The following is a 15,899-nucleotide window of genomic DNA, read 5'->3' as shown; positions in this document are numbered from 1 at the left end:
TTACTAAGTTTATCTTTTTAAAATTAAATATTGATAAGGTGATAACGAAATATTTCCTGAAAGTGTAATGGCTTCATTGGTCAATGCATTGATCCAATTGCCTTGTTGAACCGTTGGAACGGCATAAGCTTTTGAAGTTGATCGTGCGTTCACAATCACTAAAACGTCTTCGCTTCCACTTTTTTGAAAAGCAGCTACATCTGCCGAACTGAGATTAGTTAGCGTTCCGGTTCTTGCAGTTGTTGAAGTATTGTAGAATCCTAACATCTTTTGGTAAGCCAAAAGCATATCGCTATTGGAATTCCAGTTAATTACAGCATTTCCTTGATAATTGGACGACAACGTCACTCCTACTTCCTGACCGCAATACAACATAGGAACGCCTTGCATAAAAATAGTAATTACCGATGCGGCTAATGCTCCATATTTTCCATCATAAACACTTATTGGCGTCGCATGAAAAGATTCATCATGATTGGTGGTGAAACGCAATTTCTTTTTCCCAGTAGGAACCACAGCGTATTCATTAGTATTGGTAGTGAAAAGCGTATTGACATTTGACTGATTGAAATTGAATACGTTTTTAATATTACTCATATAATCCCAAGCAAAATTCATTTGGAAACCAGCTGCAAAATAGTCTGCTCTCGCGCCTTCAGCCAGTAAAATCAAATCTTTATTAGGAATAGCATTTAAGGCCTTATTGGCTTGTACCCAAAAATCATAAGGTACATAATCGGCGGCGTCACATCGGAATCCATCGATATCAGTTTCTTCAACCCAAAATTTCATGGCAGCTATCATCGCCAAACGCATTTCGGCATTGTTAAAATTCAAATCGGCTACGTCGTTCCAATTGGTTCCGGCCGGACTTACGATTTGTCCGCTACCGTTTTGGGTATACCATTCCGGATGCGCATAAATCCACGGATTATCCCAAGACGTATGATTGGCAACCCAATCTAAAATTACAGCAATACCTTTTTCATGGGCTTTGTCAACCAACAATTTGAAGTTATCCATTGTTCCCAAACTTGTTCTTATGGAGGTAAAATTTTTCACACAATATGGAGAACCAAAGGAATTTACTTCACCGGTCGGAAAAATGGGCATAATCCAAATAGTATTAACCCCTAAAGCTTTTATATTATCTAAGCGATTAATAATGCCTTGAAAATCATGGGTCAAACTAAACGGAGACGGATTGATTTCATACATCACGATATTCTCTGTTGCCGGAACAACAAAAGTGGTTGGCGTTGAATTTGGATTGTTATCGCCACTATCATCATTGCTGCTACAACTTTGGAAGATTGAGAATAAAAAGAGGAAGAATAATATATTTAGGAAGTTTTTCATTTTAGAAGTGGCTGAGTTTCTGAGTGGCTAAGATACTGAGTTTTTTTATTTTGAGTGGCTGAGTAGCTAAGTGGCTGAGTAATTCTTTTATCTTAAGTTATTGGTGTGGTTTTAAATTTATACTCAGCTACTCAGGCACTCAGTAACATAATAACTATTCCACAAAACTCTCATCCTTAAACCCAATCAAATACAATTTGTCTTTAGCACGTGTTACCGCGGTGTATAACCAACGAACATAATCTACATCAATCCCATTGGGCAAATAAGGTTGTTCGATAAAAACCGTATTCCATTGTCCGCCTTGGGATTTGTGGCAGGTTATGGCGTAAGAGAATTTCACTTGAAGCGCGTTGAAATATTCGTTGTTTTTGACCTTGATGAATTTACGGTATTGTGGTTCGCCTTCGTAATCTTTCAACACTTCTTGGTACAAACGATTGCTTTCTTCATAGGTTAAAGATGGCGATTCGCTGGTAATCGTGTCCAATAAAACTATGGTTTCAAATGGTTTCTGATTAGGATAATCGACCATTCTGATTTTGACTTTGGCGAAATTAAATCCGTACAATTCTTTAAAAGCATAAATCTCTAAAACTTCTACTATATCACCATTCGCAATAAATCCGGCTTCGTCGGTTTCTTTGAGCCAAAAATAATTGTTCTTCACCACCATTAAATAATCGCCTACGGAAAGCTCGCTTTCTTTATCGAGAATTCGGGTTCGTATCTGCTGATTGTATTGGTTGGCTCTTTTATTGGAACGCACTATAAAACAAGTGTCTTCAATACTGTAATTGCTGTAAGCACTTTGAATGGCATCTTGTATATCAAAACCATCGGTCAAACGAACAATGTCTTTGAAGCCTTTCACCTTAAATTGAAACGTATCGACAAAACTGCTTTTCAAAATCTCTCGCAATTCGGTGGCATTGAATAAAATTCCCGATTTCTCTTCCTGACGCATAACTTCATCGAGTTCAATGGAGAAAACTTCTTTGTTGTAATGCATCGAAAGCGCATCAGTATTCAGTGCCGGACTTACATCCAATTGCACCGGTGGCAATTGAGCCGTATCGCCTAAAAGAATCAACTTGCAATTGTTTCCGTTGTAAACATAGGACATCAAATCATCGAGTAACGAACCGTTTTCATACAACTTCGCTTCGGTATTCACATCAGAAATCATCGACGATTCATCGACTATAAAAATGGTGTTTTTGTGTTTGTTGGCTTGCATGGTAAATGAAACGCCACCGCCACTTCCTTTTTTCGGAAAATAGATTTTCTTGTGAATCGTAAACGCCGGTTTGTTGGAATAATTGGCAATGACTTTAGCGGCGCGACCGGTTGGTGCCAACAACACATATTTTTTATCGACTTCGATTAAGTTATTGACAATAGTAGAAATCACGGTGGTTTTTCCGGTTCCGGCGTAACCTTTTAAAACAAAAATTTCTTCTTTATTGGTATTGGTTAAAAAAACGGCAATCTGCTGGAAAAAAATGTCCTGTTTTACAGTCGGCTGAAACGGAAACTGTTGGCGTAAAAGACTGTAAAACTGGCTGGAAGTCATTTGGATTTATGCTGAATAATTGGATTTCAAATATAGTGATTTAGAACAAAGAAAATAGAGAAAAGAAAATAGACAGTTACTCGTAAATTGTTATAGATACTGAAACAAGTTCAGTATAAATTTGTAAGTTTGCCAAGTTCGTTTCAACCGAAGCATTATGTACCAAAACACCAGCGTTACAGATAAAACTTATCGAAAATTGGCGATTCAGGTTTCCTTGAATGGTTTGTCATTTGTGACGTTTGATACTATTCTGAATAAACCTTTGGCAGTCAAAACCATTTCGATGGGTAAAGTCAATGTGACTTCTAAAATTGAAGATTTGTTTGGTGAAGCTTTTCAAACGAATCCCGAACTCAAAGCCGGTTATGATGATATTGTGATTGTTCACAGTAATAATTTATCAACGTTTGTGCCGACAGCTTTGTTTGACGAAGAATACTTAGGCAGCTATTTGCAGTTTAACACCAAGGTTTTTGAAACTGATTTTTTTGCGTTTGACGAATTGGCGAACTACGAAATGAACAACGTTTACATTCCGTATGTGAACATGAATAATTACTTTATTGATCAATTTGGCACTTTTGATTACAAACACGCCAATAGTATCTTGGTTCAAAAGTTACTCGAAGTTTCCCGAAACAATGAAGAACGTAAGATGTTTGTGCATGTATGCGACAGTCATTTTGAAATTGTGATAGTTCAAAATCAGAAATTACAACTTTTCAATACGTTTGATTATAAAACTGCTGAAGATTTTATTTACTACATTCTATTCACTGCCGAGCAATTGCATTTGAATCCGGAACATTTTAAATTGGAATTGTTAGGCAAAATTACCGAAGACGATGCGCTTTACGACATCGCTTATAAATATGTGCGCAACGTTTCGTTGTTTGATGTGAGTTCGATGCAAAATCAATTCACCGAAACCGAAAACCGCGAGCACTTTATACTTTTACACTCATGAGAATTATCTCGGGCAAATACAAAGGTCGAAGAATAGCACCACCTAAAAACCTTCCCGTTCGTCCTACGACTGACATGAGTAAGGAAGCGCTATTCAACGTATTGAACAATCATTTTAACTTTTCGGAACTCAAAATTTTAGAACTTTTTGCCGGAACCGGAAGTATTAGTTACGAGTTTGCTTCGCGTGGTTGTTCGCCTATTTTGTGCGTTGATGGCGATATGGGTTGTGTGAATTTCATCAAAAAAACGGCGAAAGAATTCGGCTTCGATATTACTGCGATTAAAAGCGATGTCTTCAAGTTTTTAGAAAAACACAAAGGCAATTACGACATTATCTTTGCCGATCCGCCTTATGGCATGTCCCAAAAAGAATTCGAGCAAATCATTGAACTGATTTTTGAAAGAGAATTACTCGACGAAGAAGGAATGCTCATAGTTGAACATTCAAAATACACCAAATTAAACCACATGGCGAATTATTCGTTCCAAAAAAACTATGGCGGTTCGGTGTTTACTTTCTTTGAATTCGAAGGTATTGATGAAGAATCAGACGATGTTGAAGATGAAGACGAGAGCTAGCTTACTTAATCCTTCCCGAATTTTTATCCCTATTTTTCTCTAAGAACACTGTTTCCTGTTTTATCCCAAAGCAAATTGAGCGATTAATAAAGCTAACAAAAGAACGATTTTGTGCATTTTTATGGTTTTTATTGGCCACAAAATTGTTTCTAATTTTTTGGAGTGAAAGTTAATTGGAGGTTAATGCACGGTTAAAAGTTTTATTTCACCATAATTCTCTTAATTTTGAAAAGCCTTTATGAACTTATGAAACGAAAAATAAATTTATTAATCGGATTGTCAACATTAGTATTGTTGGTGCTTTGCGCTATTCAAATCTATTTGGTTAAAACTACTTATGATTATAAAGTAGAGCAGTTTCACGATGAAGTTAAAGACAAAATCGGGAACATCACTAACAATTACACCGAGCTTGACTCGAGCGTGTTTTTGAACAAAGATTTATTGTACAAAAGGGTTTTAGAGAAATTTATCCACGACAAAAAGTACCGAAATCAAATCAAGACCGATTTAGTTACCAACCAGTACAACAAAGTACTGACCGATCATTTCAGACAAAAACTAAAAAAAGAATTTCCGGAGAACGAAATTAATTTTGCGGTGGTTATCAATAAATTTATTGTCTTTGACAATGCTACGAAAACCGATACCATTTTCTCTGATGAACCAACTATTCAAAATGTTATTTATGGCGATTTGGCTTCGTTGGACAATGCCTTTCCGGTTCGGAATTATGTTGGAACAACCAGTGGTTTTAAAAATGACAACTATAAATTACTGACCGAAGATTGCTTGTATGTTTCGGTAGCCAATTGGGAACAAATCATTTTAGGCCGAATGACTACGATATTGATATTGTCTATTTTATCGATGTTGGTTTTGGTAACCTTATTTGTTATCGCCATCAAAGCTTTGATTCAGCAAAAAAAAGTAAGCGATGTCAAAACCGATTTCATCAACAACATTACCCATGAATTGAAAACGCCGTTAACTACATTGAGTGTTTCGACCAAAATGTTAGCGCGAGATAACGTAAAAGAAAACGAAGCCATTTTTAATGCAGTTCTCGATACAGTAAATCGTCAAAATATTCGTTTACAAAACATCATCGATCAAGTGATGAGTAATTCGCTTGGTTTTGAAGAAATTGAATTGCAAAAAGAAAAGGTAAAAACGACTACTTTATTACAAACTATTATTGCCGATTTCAATTTAGCTTATCCAAACGTTCAAATTCTGCTTGATTTTAAGGCAAATGACACCGTATTGAATTTAGATAAATTCCATTTGACCACGGCGATTAATAATGTTTTGGAAAATGCGGTAAAATATGGTTGTCAAAATATTACCATCGTGACTTCTCAAGAACAGGACCAATTTAACATCAGCATACAAGATGATGGGATTGGCATTGCTAAAACCAAACAACCATTGCTTTTTGAAAAATTCTACCGTGTCGAACAAGGCAATGTGCACAATACAAAAGGTCTTGGACTCGGATTATATTATGTTGACCAAATTATCAAAGCGCACCAAGGTTCAGTAAAAGTAGTAAGTGATTTGGGCAAAGGCGCTTCATTTACCTTAAGTATTCCAGCAGTTTAGTTTATGAAAAAAATTCTTTTAGCCGAAGACGATATTGATTTTGCTCATGTATTGAAACAATATTTAGAGATGCATCAATTTGAAGTGTATTGGGCCAAAGATGGCGAAGAAGCATGGCAAATTTTCCAAAAAGAAACTTTTGACATTTGTATTTTTGATGTAATGATGCCTAAGATGGATGGCTTTACTTTAGCCGAAAAGTGCGTAAATCACAATCCTGATGTTCCATTTTTATTCCTAACCGCCCGAAACCAAAGCGAAGACAAAATCAAAGGATTAAAATTGGGTGCCGATGACTATATCATCAAACCTTTTGAAGCTGACGAGTTGGTTTTGCGGTTGCACAATATATTAAAGAGAACTTCCAAAGATGCTTTTGTCAAACCCAATGTTAATGAGATTCTAATTGGAAAATATATTTTTCATACTTATAGGTTGGAATTAAAATTGGGAAATAAAGTCCAGCAACTTACCGAAAGAGATGCTGCTTTGATTACTTATTTGTACCAAAATAAAAACCAATTGCTCAAACGCGACCAAATATTACAAGCTGTTTGGAAAACTGACGACTATTTCTCCGGAAGAAGTATGGATGTTTACATCAGTAAACTTCGAAAGTATTTTGCTGAAGACACCAATATCTCTATCGAAAGTGTGAGAAGTATTGGGTTAGAGTTTAAGGTAAAATCTTAATCGAAAATCCCGATTTACATTGGGATCAATTTAACTAACAACTTTGAAAAAAATTCAAAGTTGAGTTTGATGTAATATCTATTTTCTTTCACTAATCCCGATTGGCATCGGGATCAAATCAACTAACAACTTTGAAAAAAAATTCAAAGTTGAGTTTGATGTAATATCTATTTTCTTTCACTAATCCCGATTGGCATCGGGATCAATTCAACTAACAACTTTGAAAAAAATTCAAAGTTGAGTTTAAAGTCAAACAGATTTTCTAACTTAGAATCCCGATTGGCATCGGGATCAATTCAACTAACAACTTTGAAAAAAATTCAAAGTTGAGTTTCATTGAAAAAAAGCAGACCTATAAGCCGGATTCTGTATCTCAATCCCGATAGCTATCGGGACGAAACCCTTATCATTTATCTAGGCCAATAATTGCTCATTGGCTCGAGCTTCCTACCCTTCGACAACGGGCGAGTAACCCTTTCCCGATAGCTATCGGGAGCCGATATACTTGGAATTTCACCGCATAGAGTTTACCTGGTTTCACTACAGCCTTACCTGTACATACTTTCTGTTGCACTTGTCCTTTCTCATCCCAAAAGACGAGACGACGGGCGTTACCCGCTATGCTACTCTGTGGTGTCCGGACTTTCCTTCCCGATAAATCGGAACGATAAGGCGGTCTGCGGTGCAAAGATAGGAATTACGAATTTAGAATTACGAATTAAAAATTGATACATTTATCGTAATTCGTAATTTGGAATTCGTAATTATTCAATCTATATTTGTGAACACTATTTTTCTATGGAACAATTTGTAGTATCAGCCCGAAAGTACCGTCCGCAAACGTTTAAAGACGTTGTTGGACAACAAGCTATTACCAACACTTTATTGAATGCCATAGAAAACAATCACTTGGCTTCTGCCCTATTGTTTACCGGACCAAGAGGTGTTGGAAAAACGACTTGTGCGCGTATTTTGGCCCGCAAGATTAACCAACCCGGCTATGACGATCCGTTTGAGGATTTTGCTTTTAATGTATTCGAATTAGATGCTGCGTCAAACAACTCGGTGGATGATATTCGAAATCTAATTGACCAAGTTAGGATCCCGCCACAAACCGGACAATATAAAGTGTATATCATTGACGAGGTGCACATGTTGTCTTCGGCTGCATTCAATGCTTTTCTGAAAACACTGGAAGAACCACCTAAGCACGCCATATTCATTTTGGCCACGACCGAAAAACACAAAATCATTCCGACGATATTATCGCGTTGTCAGATTTTCGACTTTAAGCGAATTACGGTTAAAGATGCTAAAGAACATTTAGCCGAAGTAGCTACCAGTCAAGGTGTACAATTTGAAGACGATGCTTTGCATATCATTGCCCAAAAAGCCGATGGTGCGATGCGTGACGCTTTGTCCATTTTTGACCGTGTGGTTTCGTTTTGTGGTAACAATTTGACGCGTCAAGCTGTAACAGAGAACTTAAATGTGCTGGATTACGAGACCTATATCAATATGACCGATTTGATTTTGGAAAATAAAATTCCGGAAGTCTTATTGGCTTACAATGATATTTTGGCGAAAGGTTTTGACGGACATCATTTTATAGCAGGTTTAGCCTCGCATTTCAGAGATTTATTGGTAGCCAAAAATCCGGCGACACTTTCTTTACTCGAAATGGGTGAATCGGCACAACAACTTTACGGACAACAAGCGCAAAAAGTTTCCCAAGAATTTCTTTTAAAAGGAATTGACCTGGCGAATGATTGTGATTTAAAATACAAAGTTTCGCAAAACCAACGCTTGTTGGTTGAACTCACGCTGATGCAAATAAGCTCTATCACTTTTGATGGAGAAAAAAAAAAGCTGACTTTATAATTCCACCGACGTATTATCGCCATAATAGTTATTCCATTACGGAAGTACAAAGTACGAAGTTGGAAGTACAAAATGTGGAAACTCCTGCATTAGAGGAGAAGGCAGAAAGCACAACGCAGAACGCAGAAATAGTTCAGAATGCAGAAAGCAAAATGCAGAAAGCAGAAGTTGTTGAGAATTCAGAAAGCACAATACAGAACGTAGAACAACCAACAACTGACAACCGACAACCGACAACTGATAACTCACAACCTACAACCAAAGTTTCCGCTTTATCGCTAGCCAGTATTCGTGCTAAAAAAGAAATGGCTGAAGCTCAGAAATCGGTTGTAAAAGACACGGTGCATTTGCCGAGCGAACCATTTACCGAAACTGAAATGTTGGAACAATGGTTGAAATATGCCCAACGCATGGAAGACAAAGGGTATCGCATTATTGCTTCGTTATTGACCATAAACGACCCGATTCTTGAGGGAACGACTATCATTCACGAATTGCCGAATGAGAGTTCGAAAATAGATTTTGAAAAAGAAAAGCCTGAACTTTTGGGTTATTTGCGTGGCAAACTACACAACCATGACATTCAAATTACGGTAAAAGTGAATGAAACTTTAGTGGTCAAAAGAGCGTTTACCAACCAAGACAAATACAACCGTTTGGTGGAAATCAACCCAAATTTGGAATTGTTGAAAAAGATGTTTGATTTGGATGTTTAAATCGTTTCCTGATACATCGCTTTTACAATGCCATCCGCTAAACCGATTTTCGGCACAAACAATTGACGCGCACCACTCCATTTCATCGCATTCAAATACACTCGCGTGGCCGGAATGATTACGTCGGCACGGTCGGTGTTTAAAGCTAATTCGGCGATTCTTTGTTCGTAAGTCAGCGAATTCAAGTATTGGTATTGCGAATTTAAGTATAGATACGACAACGGTTTGTCTTGCATTTTGCCTGACAATTTGAATAATTTATTAATATTTCCACCTGAACCGATGAGGATTACATTCTCATATTCTTCGGTGTTGGCTTTAATCCATTTTTCGATTTCTTCCCAAACGATATCACTTACCATATTGTTCAGCATGCGAACGGTACCAATTTTAAAAGATTTGGACGCGACCATTTTACCATCACTAAACAAGGAAAATTCGGTACTTCCGCCACCAACATCTACATATAAATAGGTTTGATCTGTTTTGAGGAAACTATGTAAATCGGATGAAGCGATGATGGTAGCTTCAATTTTACCATCGATAATATCAATATCAATGTCGCATTTTTCACGAATGGTGTTTGCAACTTCTTTCCCATTGTAAGCTTCGCGCATGGCTGAAGTGGCGCAGGCTTTATATTTTTCGACTTTGTATACTTTCATCAACAGTTTGAATGCTTTCATGGCATCCACCATTCTATCAATATTATCTTCTGAAATTTCGCCTACGGTAAAAGCATCTTGCCCTAGACGAATGGGCACCCGAATCAAGGCACTTTTATTGAATTGCGTTTCTTTGTCTTTTTGTTCAACAATATTGGTAATGAGCAATCGCATGGCATTGGAACCAATATCAATGGCTGCATATTTTTTAATGGATATCATTCGCTTTATAACTTATTGCTTTGTTTATTTGTTTTGATTTCACAAAAATCCAATCGGTCACGATAGTAATTATAGGTTTCAAATTGGGCACGGAAAATTGCTTCCCCATCTTTGCGAACTCTGTATTTGTTCTCGAATTTTTCAGAATGGAATCGGGCTTTTACATTTCCTTTCCAACCTACATTAAAGGTATCGATAATCTGCTTTTTAATCTCTTCGTCATAAATCGGACAGGTAACTTCTACACGACCATCAAGGTTTCTGGTCATAAAATCGGCAGAAGAAATATAAACTTCCGGATTGTCGTCATTGCAAAAAATATACGAACGCGTATGTTCCAAAAGATAATCTACTATACTAATGGCTTCAATATTTTCACTCATGCCTTTCACACCGGGAATTAACGAACAAATACCGCGGACTTGCAATTTTATTTTTACACCGGCATTGCTTGCTTCATATAATTTATCAATCATTGCATAATCCGACAGACTGTTCATTTTCAAATTGATATAAGCTGGACGGCCGGTTATGGCATTATTGATTTCGCGGTCAATTAATTTATAAAACTTGGATCGTGTATAATGAGGTGAAACAATCAGGTGTTTGTATCGGTGAATTCGATAATTGACATCAAAGAAATCGAATATTTTTGAAACGTCCTTTAATATTTGTTGGTGACTGGTAAATAAAGTCAAATCGGTGTAAATCTTGGCCGTAGTTTCGTTGAAATTTCCGGTTGAAATAAAGCCATAACGCTTCACTTTTCCATCTTCTACTCTATCGATGACGCAGATTTTACTATGCACTTTTAAACCTTTGATTCCAAAAATCAATTCGATTCCTTCCTGTTGCATTTGTTCAGCATAGGAAATATTGCTGGCTTCATCAAATCGGGCTTGGAGTTCAATTTGAACCGTAACTTTCTTTCCGTTTTTAGCAGCATTGATCAGTGAACTGATGATTTGAGAATTTTTGGCCAAACGGTATAAAGTGATTTTAATGTTGGTCACTTTAGGATCCAATGCGGCTTCGCGAAGGAATTTAATCAAATAAGAAAACGACTGAAACGGTGCGTTAATCAAGTAATCTTTTTTGGCAATTTTATTCAAAATACTACCATCGAGCGACAAACCTTCTACCGGAAGTGGTGCTTTAGGTTGGTACAACAAATCAAATCTCCCTAAGTTTGGGAAGTTCATATAGTCGCGACGGTTGTGGTATCTTCCGCCGGGAATTATGCCATCCGACTTTTCAATTTCGAGTTTGTTTAAGAAGAATTTCAGCGTGTCTTTATCGATGGACTGATCATAAACAAAACGCACCGGTTCACCTATTCTTCGATCTTTTACGGAAGAGGCTATTTTCTCGAGCATACTTTTGCTCATGTCGCTATCAATATCGAGCTGTGCATCACGGGTGATTTTAATCATGTGTGCTGAGATGCTTTCATAGTCGAAAATATTGAAGATGCTGCTCAAATTATAACGAATAACATCATCCAACAACATCAGATATTGTTTTCCATCTTTGGCTGGAAGCTCTACAATTCTGTTAGTGGTTTTCGGAATTTCAATAATAGCATATCTAATTTCGGGTTTTGGTTTGACCCAACCGAGCATTTTTGTTTTTTGCTCAACTTTCATTACCAATTTAATAGCCAAATAACCCGAAGCGTCTTTTAACAGAGGAAATTCTGCCAAGTCATTAAGAATTATGGTAACCAATTCGGGACTGACCTTTTGAATAAAAAAATCTTTGACAAAATTTTCGTGCTCTCCTAAAACTTCATTTTCATTGATAATGATAATGTTTTGTTTGACAAGTTCTTGCTCAATTTTGGTAAGCACTCTCAAACTTTCAGCTTGTTGTTTGATTACAATATCAGTGATCTCTTTAACGAGTTGTTGTGCTGAAATTCCGCCCAATATCTTTTCTCCTGAAACACCGGATAGACTTAAACGACGGACAGCAGCAAATCGCACGCGAAAAAATTCATCTAAATTATTAGAAAAAATACCGATAAACCTTAGTCTTTCTAATAATGGAACAGCTTCATCGGCTGCTTCTTGTAATACTCTGGCGTTGAATGCCAACCAACTTTTTTCTCTGTCTATATATCGAAAACTATTTTCTGTGCTCATACTATTTTAAATCTCTCGGGAAAACAACTTTTTTTGTAGTACCTCTTTCGATGCTATTCCAATTTAAAGTGTCAAATACAATATTAACAAAACCGGAAGTGGAAACATTATCAATAATTACATCTCCAAATTTATTGACAAAATTTGTAATAGCCTCATTATGTCCGAAAACAATCAAATGATCATATTCATTGGAGCATGATTTTATGATTTGTTCTAATTTTCTCTCATCAAATGTGTATAATTCATTTTTAAAAAGAATACTTTCTATGGGAAATGACAGGTTTTGAGCAAAAATAATAGCGGTTTCAGCGGCACGCTTGGCTGCGCTACTCCATACTAAAAAAGTTTTTGGAAGATGACTGCTTATATTTGAAGAAACCAGATGAGCATCTTGAATGCCTCTGCTTGTAAGTGGTCTATCAAAATCATGAAGTGGTGCATCCCAACTTGATTTTGCATGTCTGACCAATATTAATTGTTTCATGATTAAATTTTGCTGATTGTTTTGAATGTATAAATTTAAGTTTTTAAAGCTTATACTAAACTTTTATTTTACCTGAATTTTTAAAAACCTACAGTGAAGAGTATTTAACAAACTCATTGTGCTTGTGTTACTGAAAGAAAAAAAATATAGCAATTATTCCTTTTTATAAATAAATGTTAAATCAATAAAAAAATTATAAACAATACTATGTTAATTATTTTTTGTAGTCTTTAACTTTATAATTATGTTAATTATTACACTTTAACCATGTTTTTATGCATTTTATCGATATTTTTTTTGGTGGATTAAAAAAAACAATCTACTTTCGAACTGTTAAACAATAATTAAACTGAAAAAAATAACCCTAAAACCCCAAATGCAATGTCTAAAATTTATGTAAAAAAACGAAAACACACGATTCTAAACTGAAAAAAATGCAAGAAAAGTGACATTTAATCGAGTTTTCAAGTTGTTTGTAGAGAAAATTGAGTCTGTTGTTGCAATGTCTATAATTTAGCACTCAATAGTATAACCCAAAATATTATATCTTCAATATGCCTACATTCTCACTTCAAGCCCGAAATGCCAATTTTTCAATAAATTATTCTACTAAATTTAATTGTATGAAATCAAAAATTACTATTTCAAAAAAATTGTTTGCCTTTTTGATATTTAGTTTACTAAGTATATCAGCCTCGATTGCGCAAACATTTCCACCAGCAAATACATCTTGTACTTCTGGTGATTTGACGCTAGTTGGTGCTACCCTATCGGGTGGTGACCTTTGCAACTCGTGTCCAACAGCCACTACAATAACCAGGACATTGACCCTGTCTATCAACAATACAACAGGTTCCTTAAGAACGTCTTTTGGCTTCTGGGGAAATTTGGAAGTATATAGTGGAACGACTGGTCTATTGATATCCAGTACACCAATTAGCGGTTGTAATGGTCCGTTACCTCCAAATACTATAACTACATTAAGTTATAATACGGTTACCTACAATTGCGGTGATATCTTAAGAATTACAAATTTATTTTTGGCTTGGACTTCAGCTTCTCCGGGAGCAGTTTGTCCACTAGATCCAAATGATATTTCACCAAAATGTGGAAAGTTACCAGCAATAACGGTTAATGGTGGTGTGAATGGAGAATTTGTTGCCACTGATTCACAATGTGGTTCAGCGACCGGAGCTCTTGATTTGACTCCTTTATTTGGTACTGCTCCATATACATACTCTTGGTCTGCTACCGGTGGGGGTGTCGTTCCTGTAGGACAACAAAACAATCAAGATCTTACCGGATTAGTACCTGGAACTTATTCTGTATTAATCACAGATGCTAATGGTTGCTCAATTACAAAAACAAGAGTCGTTGGATCAACAACAGCACCTGTGGCTGTATTTGCAAATACAAATAATATTACCGTTCCTTGTGGAAGTGCAACAACAAGTTCACTCAGCTACACTAATAGTGCTTCGGGTTCTTGTTTAATTAGTGGATCTGTAACTTCAACTCTGAGTACTCAAACACCAGCAGGTGCATGTGGAGGAACTGTAACTGAAACATGGTCGTTTACAGATGCTTTTGGAAGAACAATAACAAAATCTAGAATAATAACTGTAAGTCCGGCTGCGCTTCCAACAATGACTGCTCCGGCAGCTTTAACGGTAGCTTGTGGATCATTACCTGCGCCATCTACACTTTCATTCACTAATGGATTAAGTGGTGGATGTTTAATTAGTGGTACTTCTAATCCATCTACTTTTACTACAGCTCCCTCAGCATGTGGAGGCACCGTAACAGAAACTTGGACAGCAACTGATTCTTGTGGTAGAGCATTAGCTCCGGTTTCAAGAACAATAACAGTTAGTCCGGCAGCATTACCAACAATGACTGCGCCTGCTAATATAACTGTATCTTGTGGTTCATTACCTGCACCCTCAACAATATCTTTTACCAATGGATTAAGTGGTGGATGTTTAATTAGTGGTAATTCTAATCCATCTACTTTTACTACAACCCCAGATAACTGTGGTGGAACCGTAACTGAGACTTGGACAGCAACTGATTCCTGTGGTAGAGCATTAGCTCCGGTTTCAAGAACAATAACAGTTAGTCCGGCGGCATTACCAACAATGACTGCTCCTGCTAATATAGCTGTAGCATGTGGATCTTTACCTTCAGCATCAACCCTACCTTTTACTAATGGTTTAAGTGGAGGATGTCTAATTAATGGTATTTCTAATCCATCAACATTCTCAACTACTACTGGTGGTTCATGTAATGGTTTAGTGACTGAAACTTGGACTGCTACAGATTCTTGTGGAAGACCTTTGGCTTCTGTTTCGAGAACAATATCTATTAATGATACAACTGCTCCGGTTATTGCAGCTTTACCAGCTACTTCAACTATTAGCTGTCCTGCAACGCCTGAGTTTGCAACTGCAACAGCTACTGACAACTGTGGAACAGTTGCTTCTTTAACCTTTAATGATGTAACCACTAATGGTGCTTGTGCCGGTTCGTATTCTGTAACCAGAACTTGGACCGCTACTGATGCTTGTGGAAATGCTTCTACTGCTTCACAAACCATTAATGTAACTGATACAACTGCTCCGGTTATTGCAGCTTTACCGGCAACTTCAACCATCAATTGTCCGGCTACGCCTGAGTTTGCTCAAGCTACTGCAACGGATGCTTGTGGTTCTGGTGCTACCTTAACTTTTAATGATGTAACTACTAATGGTGCTTGTGCCGGTTCGTATTCTGTAACTAGAACTTGGACCGCTACTGATGCTTGTGGAAATGCTTCTACTGCTTCACAAACCATTAATGTAACTGATACAACTGCTCCGGTTATTGCAGCTTTACCGGCAACTTCAACCATCAATTGTCCGGCTACGCCTGAGTTTGCTCAAGCTACTGCAACGGATGCTTGTGGTTCTGGTGCTACCTTAACTTTTAATGATGTAACTACTAATGGTGCTTGTGCCGGTT

The 15,899-nt window shown here is 36.9% G+C and carries 11 protein-coding genes, 1 other RNA gene and 1 pseudogene; 7 read left to right on the top strand and 6 right to left on the bottom strand.

Going from position 1 to position 15,899, the window contains the following annotated elements; translation table 11 throughout:
• Nucleotides 1-9: 9 nt before the first annotated feature.
• Together ACK4R1_RS07575 and ACK4R1_RS07570 are read right to left on the bottom strand one after the other, a co-directional pair.
• Nucleotides 10-1,359 (bottom strand): alpha-amylase family glycosyl hydrolase, encoded by a 1,350-nt coding sequence (locus ACK4R1_RS07575; protein ID WP_409685341.1) that lies wholly within the window; start codon nt 1,357-1,359, stop codon nt 10-12.
• Nucleotides 1,360-1,513: 154 nt separating this feature from the next.
• A complete protein-coding gene (locus ACK4R1_RS07570) occupies nt 1,514-2,935 on the bottom strand; it encodes an ATP-dependent RecD-like DNA helicase (protein WP_409685338.1) in 1,422 nt (473 codons plus the stop codon).
• 157 nt (nt 2,936-3,092) lie between these two features.
• Between ACK4R1_RS07570 and ACK4R1_RS07565 the strand changes: the two genes are divergently transcribed.
• The 4 genes from ACK4R1_RS07565 (at nt 3,093) to ACK4R1_RS07550 (ending at nt 6,784) form a co-directional block, all read left to right on the top strand.
• Entirely contained in the window at nt 3,093-3,905 is an 813-nt protein-coding gene (locus ACK4R1_RS07565; protein WP_409685335.1) for a DUF3822 family protein, read from the top strand.
• Complete coding sequence (rsmD, locus tag ACK4R1_RS07560; RefSeq protein ID WP_409685332.1) at nt 3,902-4,486, top strand: 16S rRNA (guanine(966)-N(2))-methyltransferase RsmD; 585 nt, start codon at nt 3,902-3,904, stop codon at nt 4,484-4,486. Before ACK4R1_RS07565 ends, rsmD begins: the two co-directional genes overlap by 4 nt.
• Nucleotides 4,487-4,732: 246 nt before the next feature.
• Nucleotides 4,733-6,091 (top strand): sensor histidine kinase, encoded by a 1,359-nt coding sequence (locus ACK4R1_RS07555; RefSeq protein ID WP_409685329.1) that lies wholly within the window; start codon nt 4,733-4,735, stop codon nt 6,089-6,091.
• Nucleotides 6,092-6,094: 3 nt separating this feature from the next.
• On the top strand, nt 6,095-6,784 hold the full coding sequence (locus ACK4R1_RS07550; protein WP_409685326.1) for a response regulator transcription factor: 690 nt from the start codon (nt 6,095-6,097) through the stop codon (nt 6,782-6,784).
• A 339-nt stretch (nt 6,785-7,123) separates the two neighbouring features.
• Here the strand turns inward: ACK4R1_RS07550 and rnpB are convergent.
• An RNA gene (rnpB, locus tag ACK4R1_RS07545) (RNase P RNA component class A) lies at nt 7,124-7,468 on the bottom strand.
• Nucleotides 7,469-7,582: 114 nt separating this feature from the next.
• Between rnpB and dnaX the strand changes: the two genes are divergently transcribed.
• Nucleotides 7,583-8,665, top strand: a complete 1,083-nt coding sequence (gene dnaX, locus ACK4R1_RS07540; RefSeq protein WP_409685324.1) for a DNA polymerase III subunit gamma/tau — start codon at nt 7,583-7,585, stop codon at nt 8,663-8,665.
• A 59-nt stretch (nt 8,666-8,724) separates the two neighbouring features.
• Nucleotides 8,725-9,381, top strand: coding sequence for a DNA polymerase III subunit gamma/tau (locus tag ACK4R1_RS07535; RefSeq protein WP_409685321.1), 657 nt, complete (start codon nt 8,725-8,727; stop codon nt 9,379-9,381).
• On the opposite strand, the gene ACK4R1_RS07530 is transcribed toward ACK4R1_RS07535, so the two are convergent.
• The 3 genes from ACK4R1_RS07530 to ACK4R1_RS07520 are packed head-to-tail and all read right to left on the bottom strand — an operon-like array spanning nt 9,378 to nt 12,899.
• A complete protein-coding gene (locus ACK4R1_RS07530; RefSeq protein ID WP_409685318.1) occupies nt 9,378-10,268 on the bottom strand; it encodes an exopolyphosphatase in 891 nt (296 codons plus the stop codon). The genes ACK4R1_RS07535 and ACK4R1_RS07530 overlap by 4 nt on opposite strands.
• 5 nt (nt 10,269-10,273) lie before the next feature.
• On the bottom strand, nt 10,274-12,412 hold the full coding sequence (gene ppk1, locus ACK4R1_RS07525) for a polyphosphate kinase 1 (RefSeq protein ID WP_409685315.1): 2,139 nt from the start codon (nt 12,410-12,412) through the stop codon (nt 10,274-10,276).
• 1 nt (nt 12,413) lies between these two features.
• Nucleotides 12,414-12,899 carry a SixA phosphatase family protein gene (locus tag ACK4R1_RS07520; protein ID WP_409685312.1) on the bottom strand — a complete coding sequence of 162 codons (486 nt, stop codon included), beginning with the start codon at nt 12,897-12,899 and terminating at the stop codon, nt 12,414-12,416.
• A 623-nt stretch (nt 12,900-13,522) separates the two neighbouring features.
• Here ACK4R1_RS07520 and ACK4R1_RS07515 point away from each other — a divergent pair.
• Nucleotides 13,523-15,899 (top strand): annotated as a pseudogene (locus tag ACK4R1_RS07515) (hypothetical protein); the annotation flags it as partial.

It is taken from the genome of Flavobacterium sp. (assembly GCF_046293665.1).
Classification (GTDB): Bacteria; Bacteroidota; Bacteroidia; order Flavobacteriales; family Flavobacteriaceae; genus Flavobacterium.
This window is presented reverse-complemented; position numbering and strand designations above follow the sequence as displayed.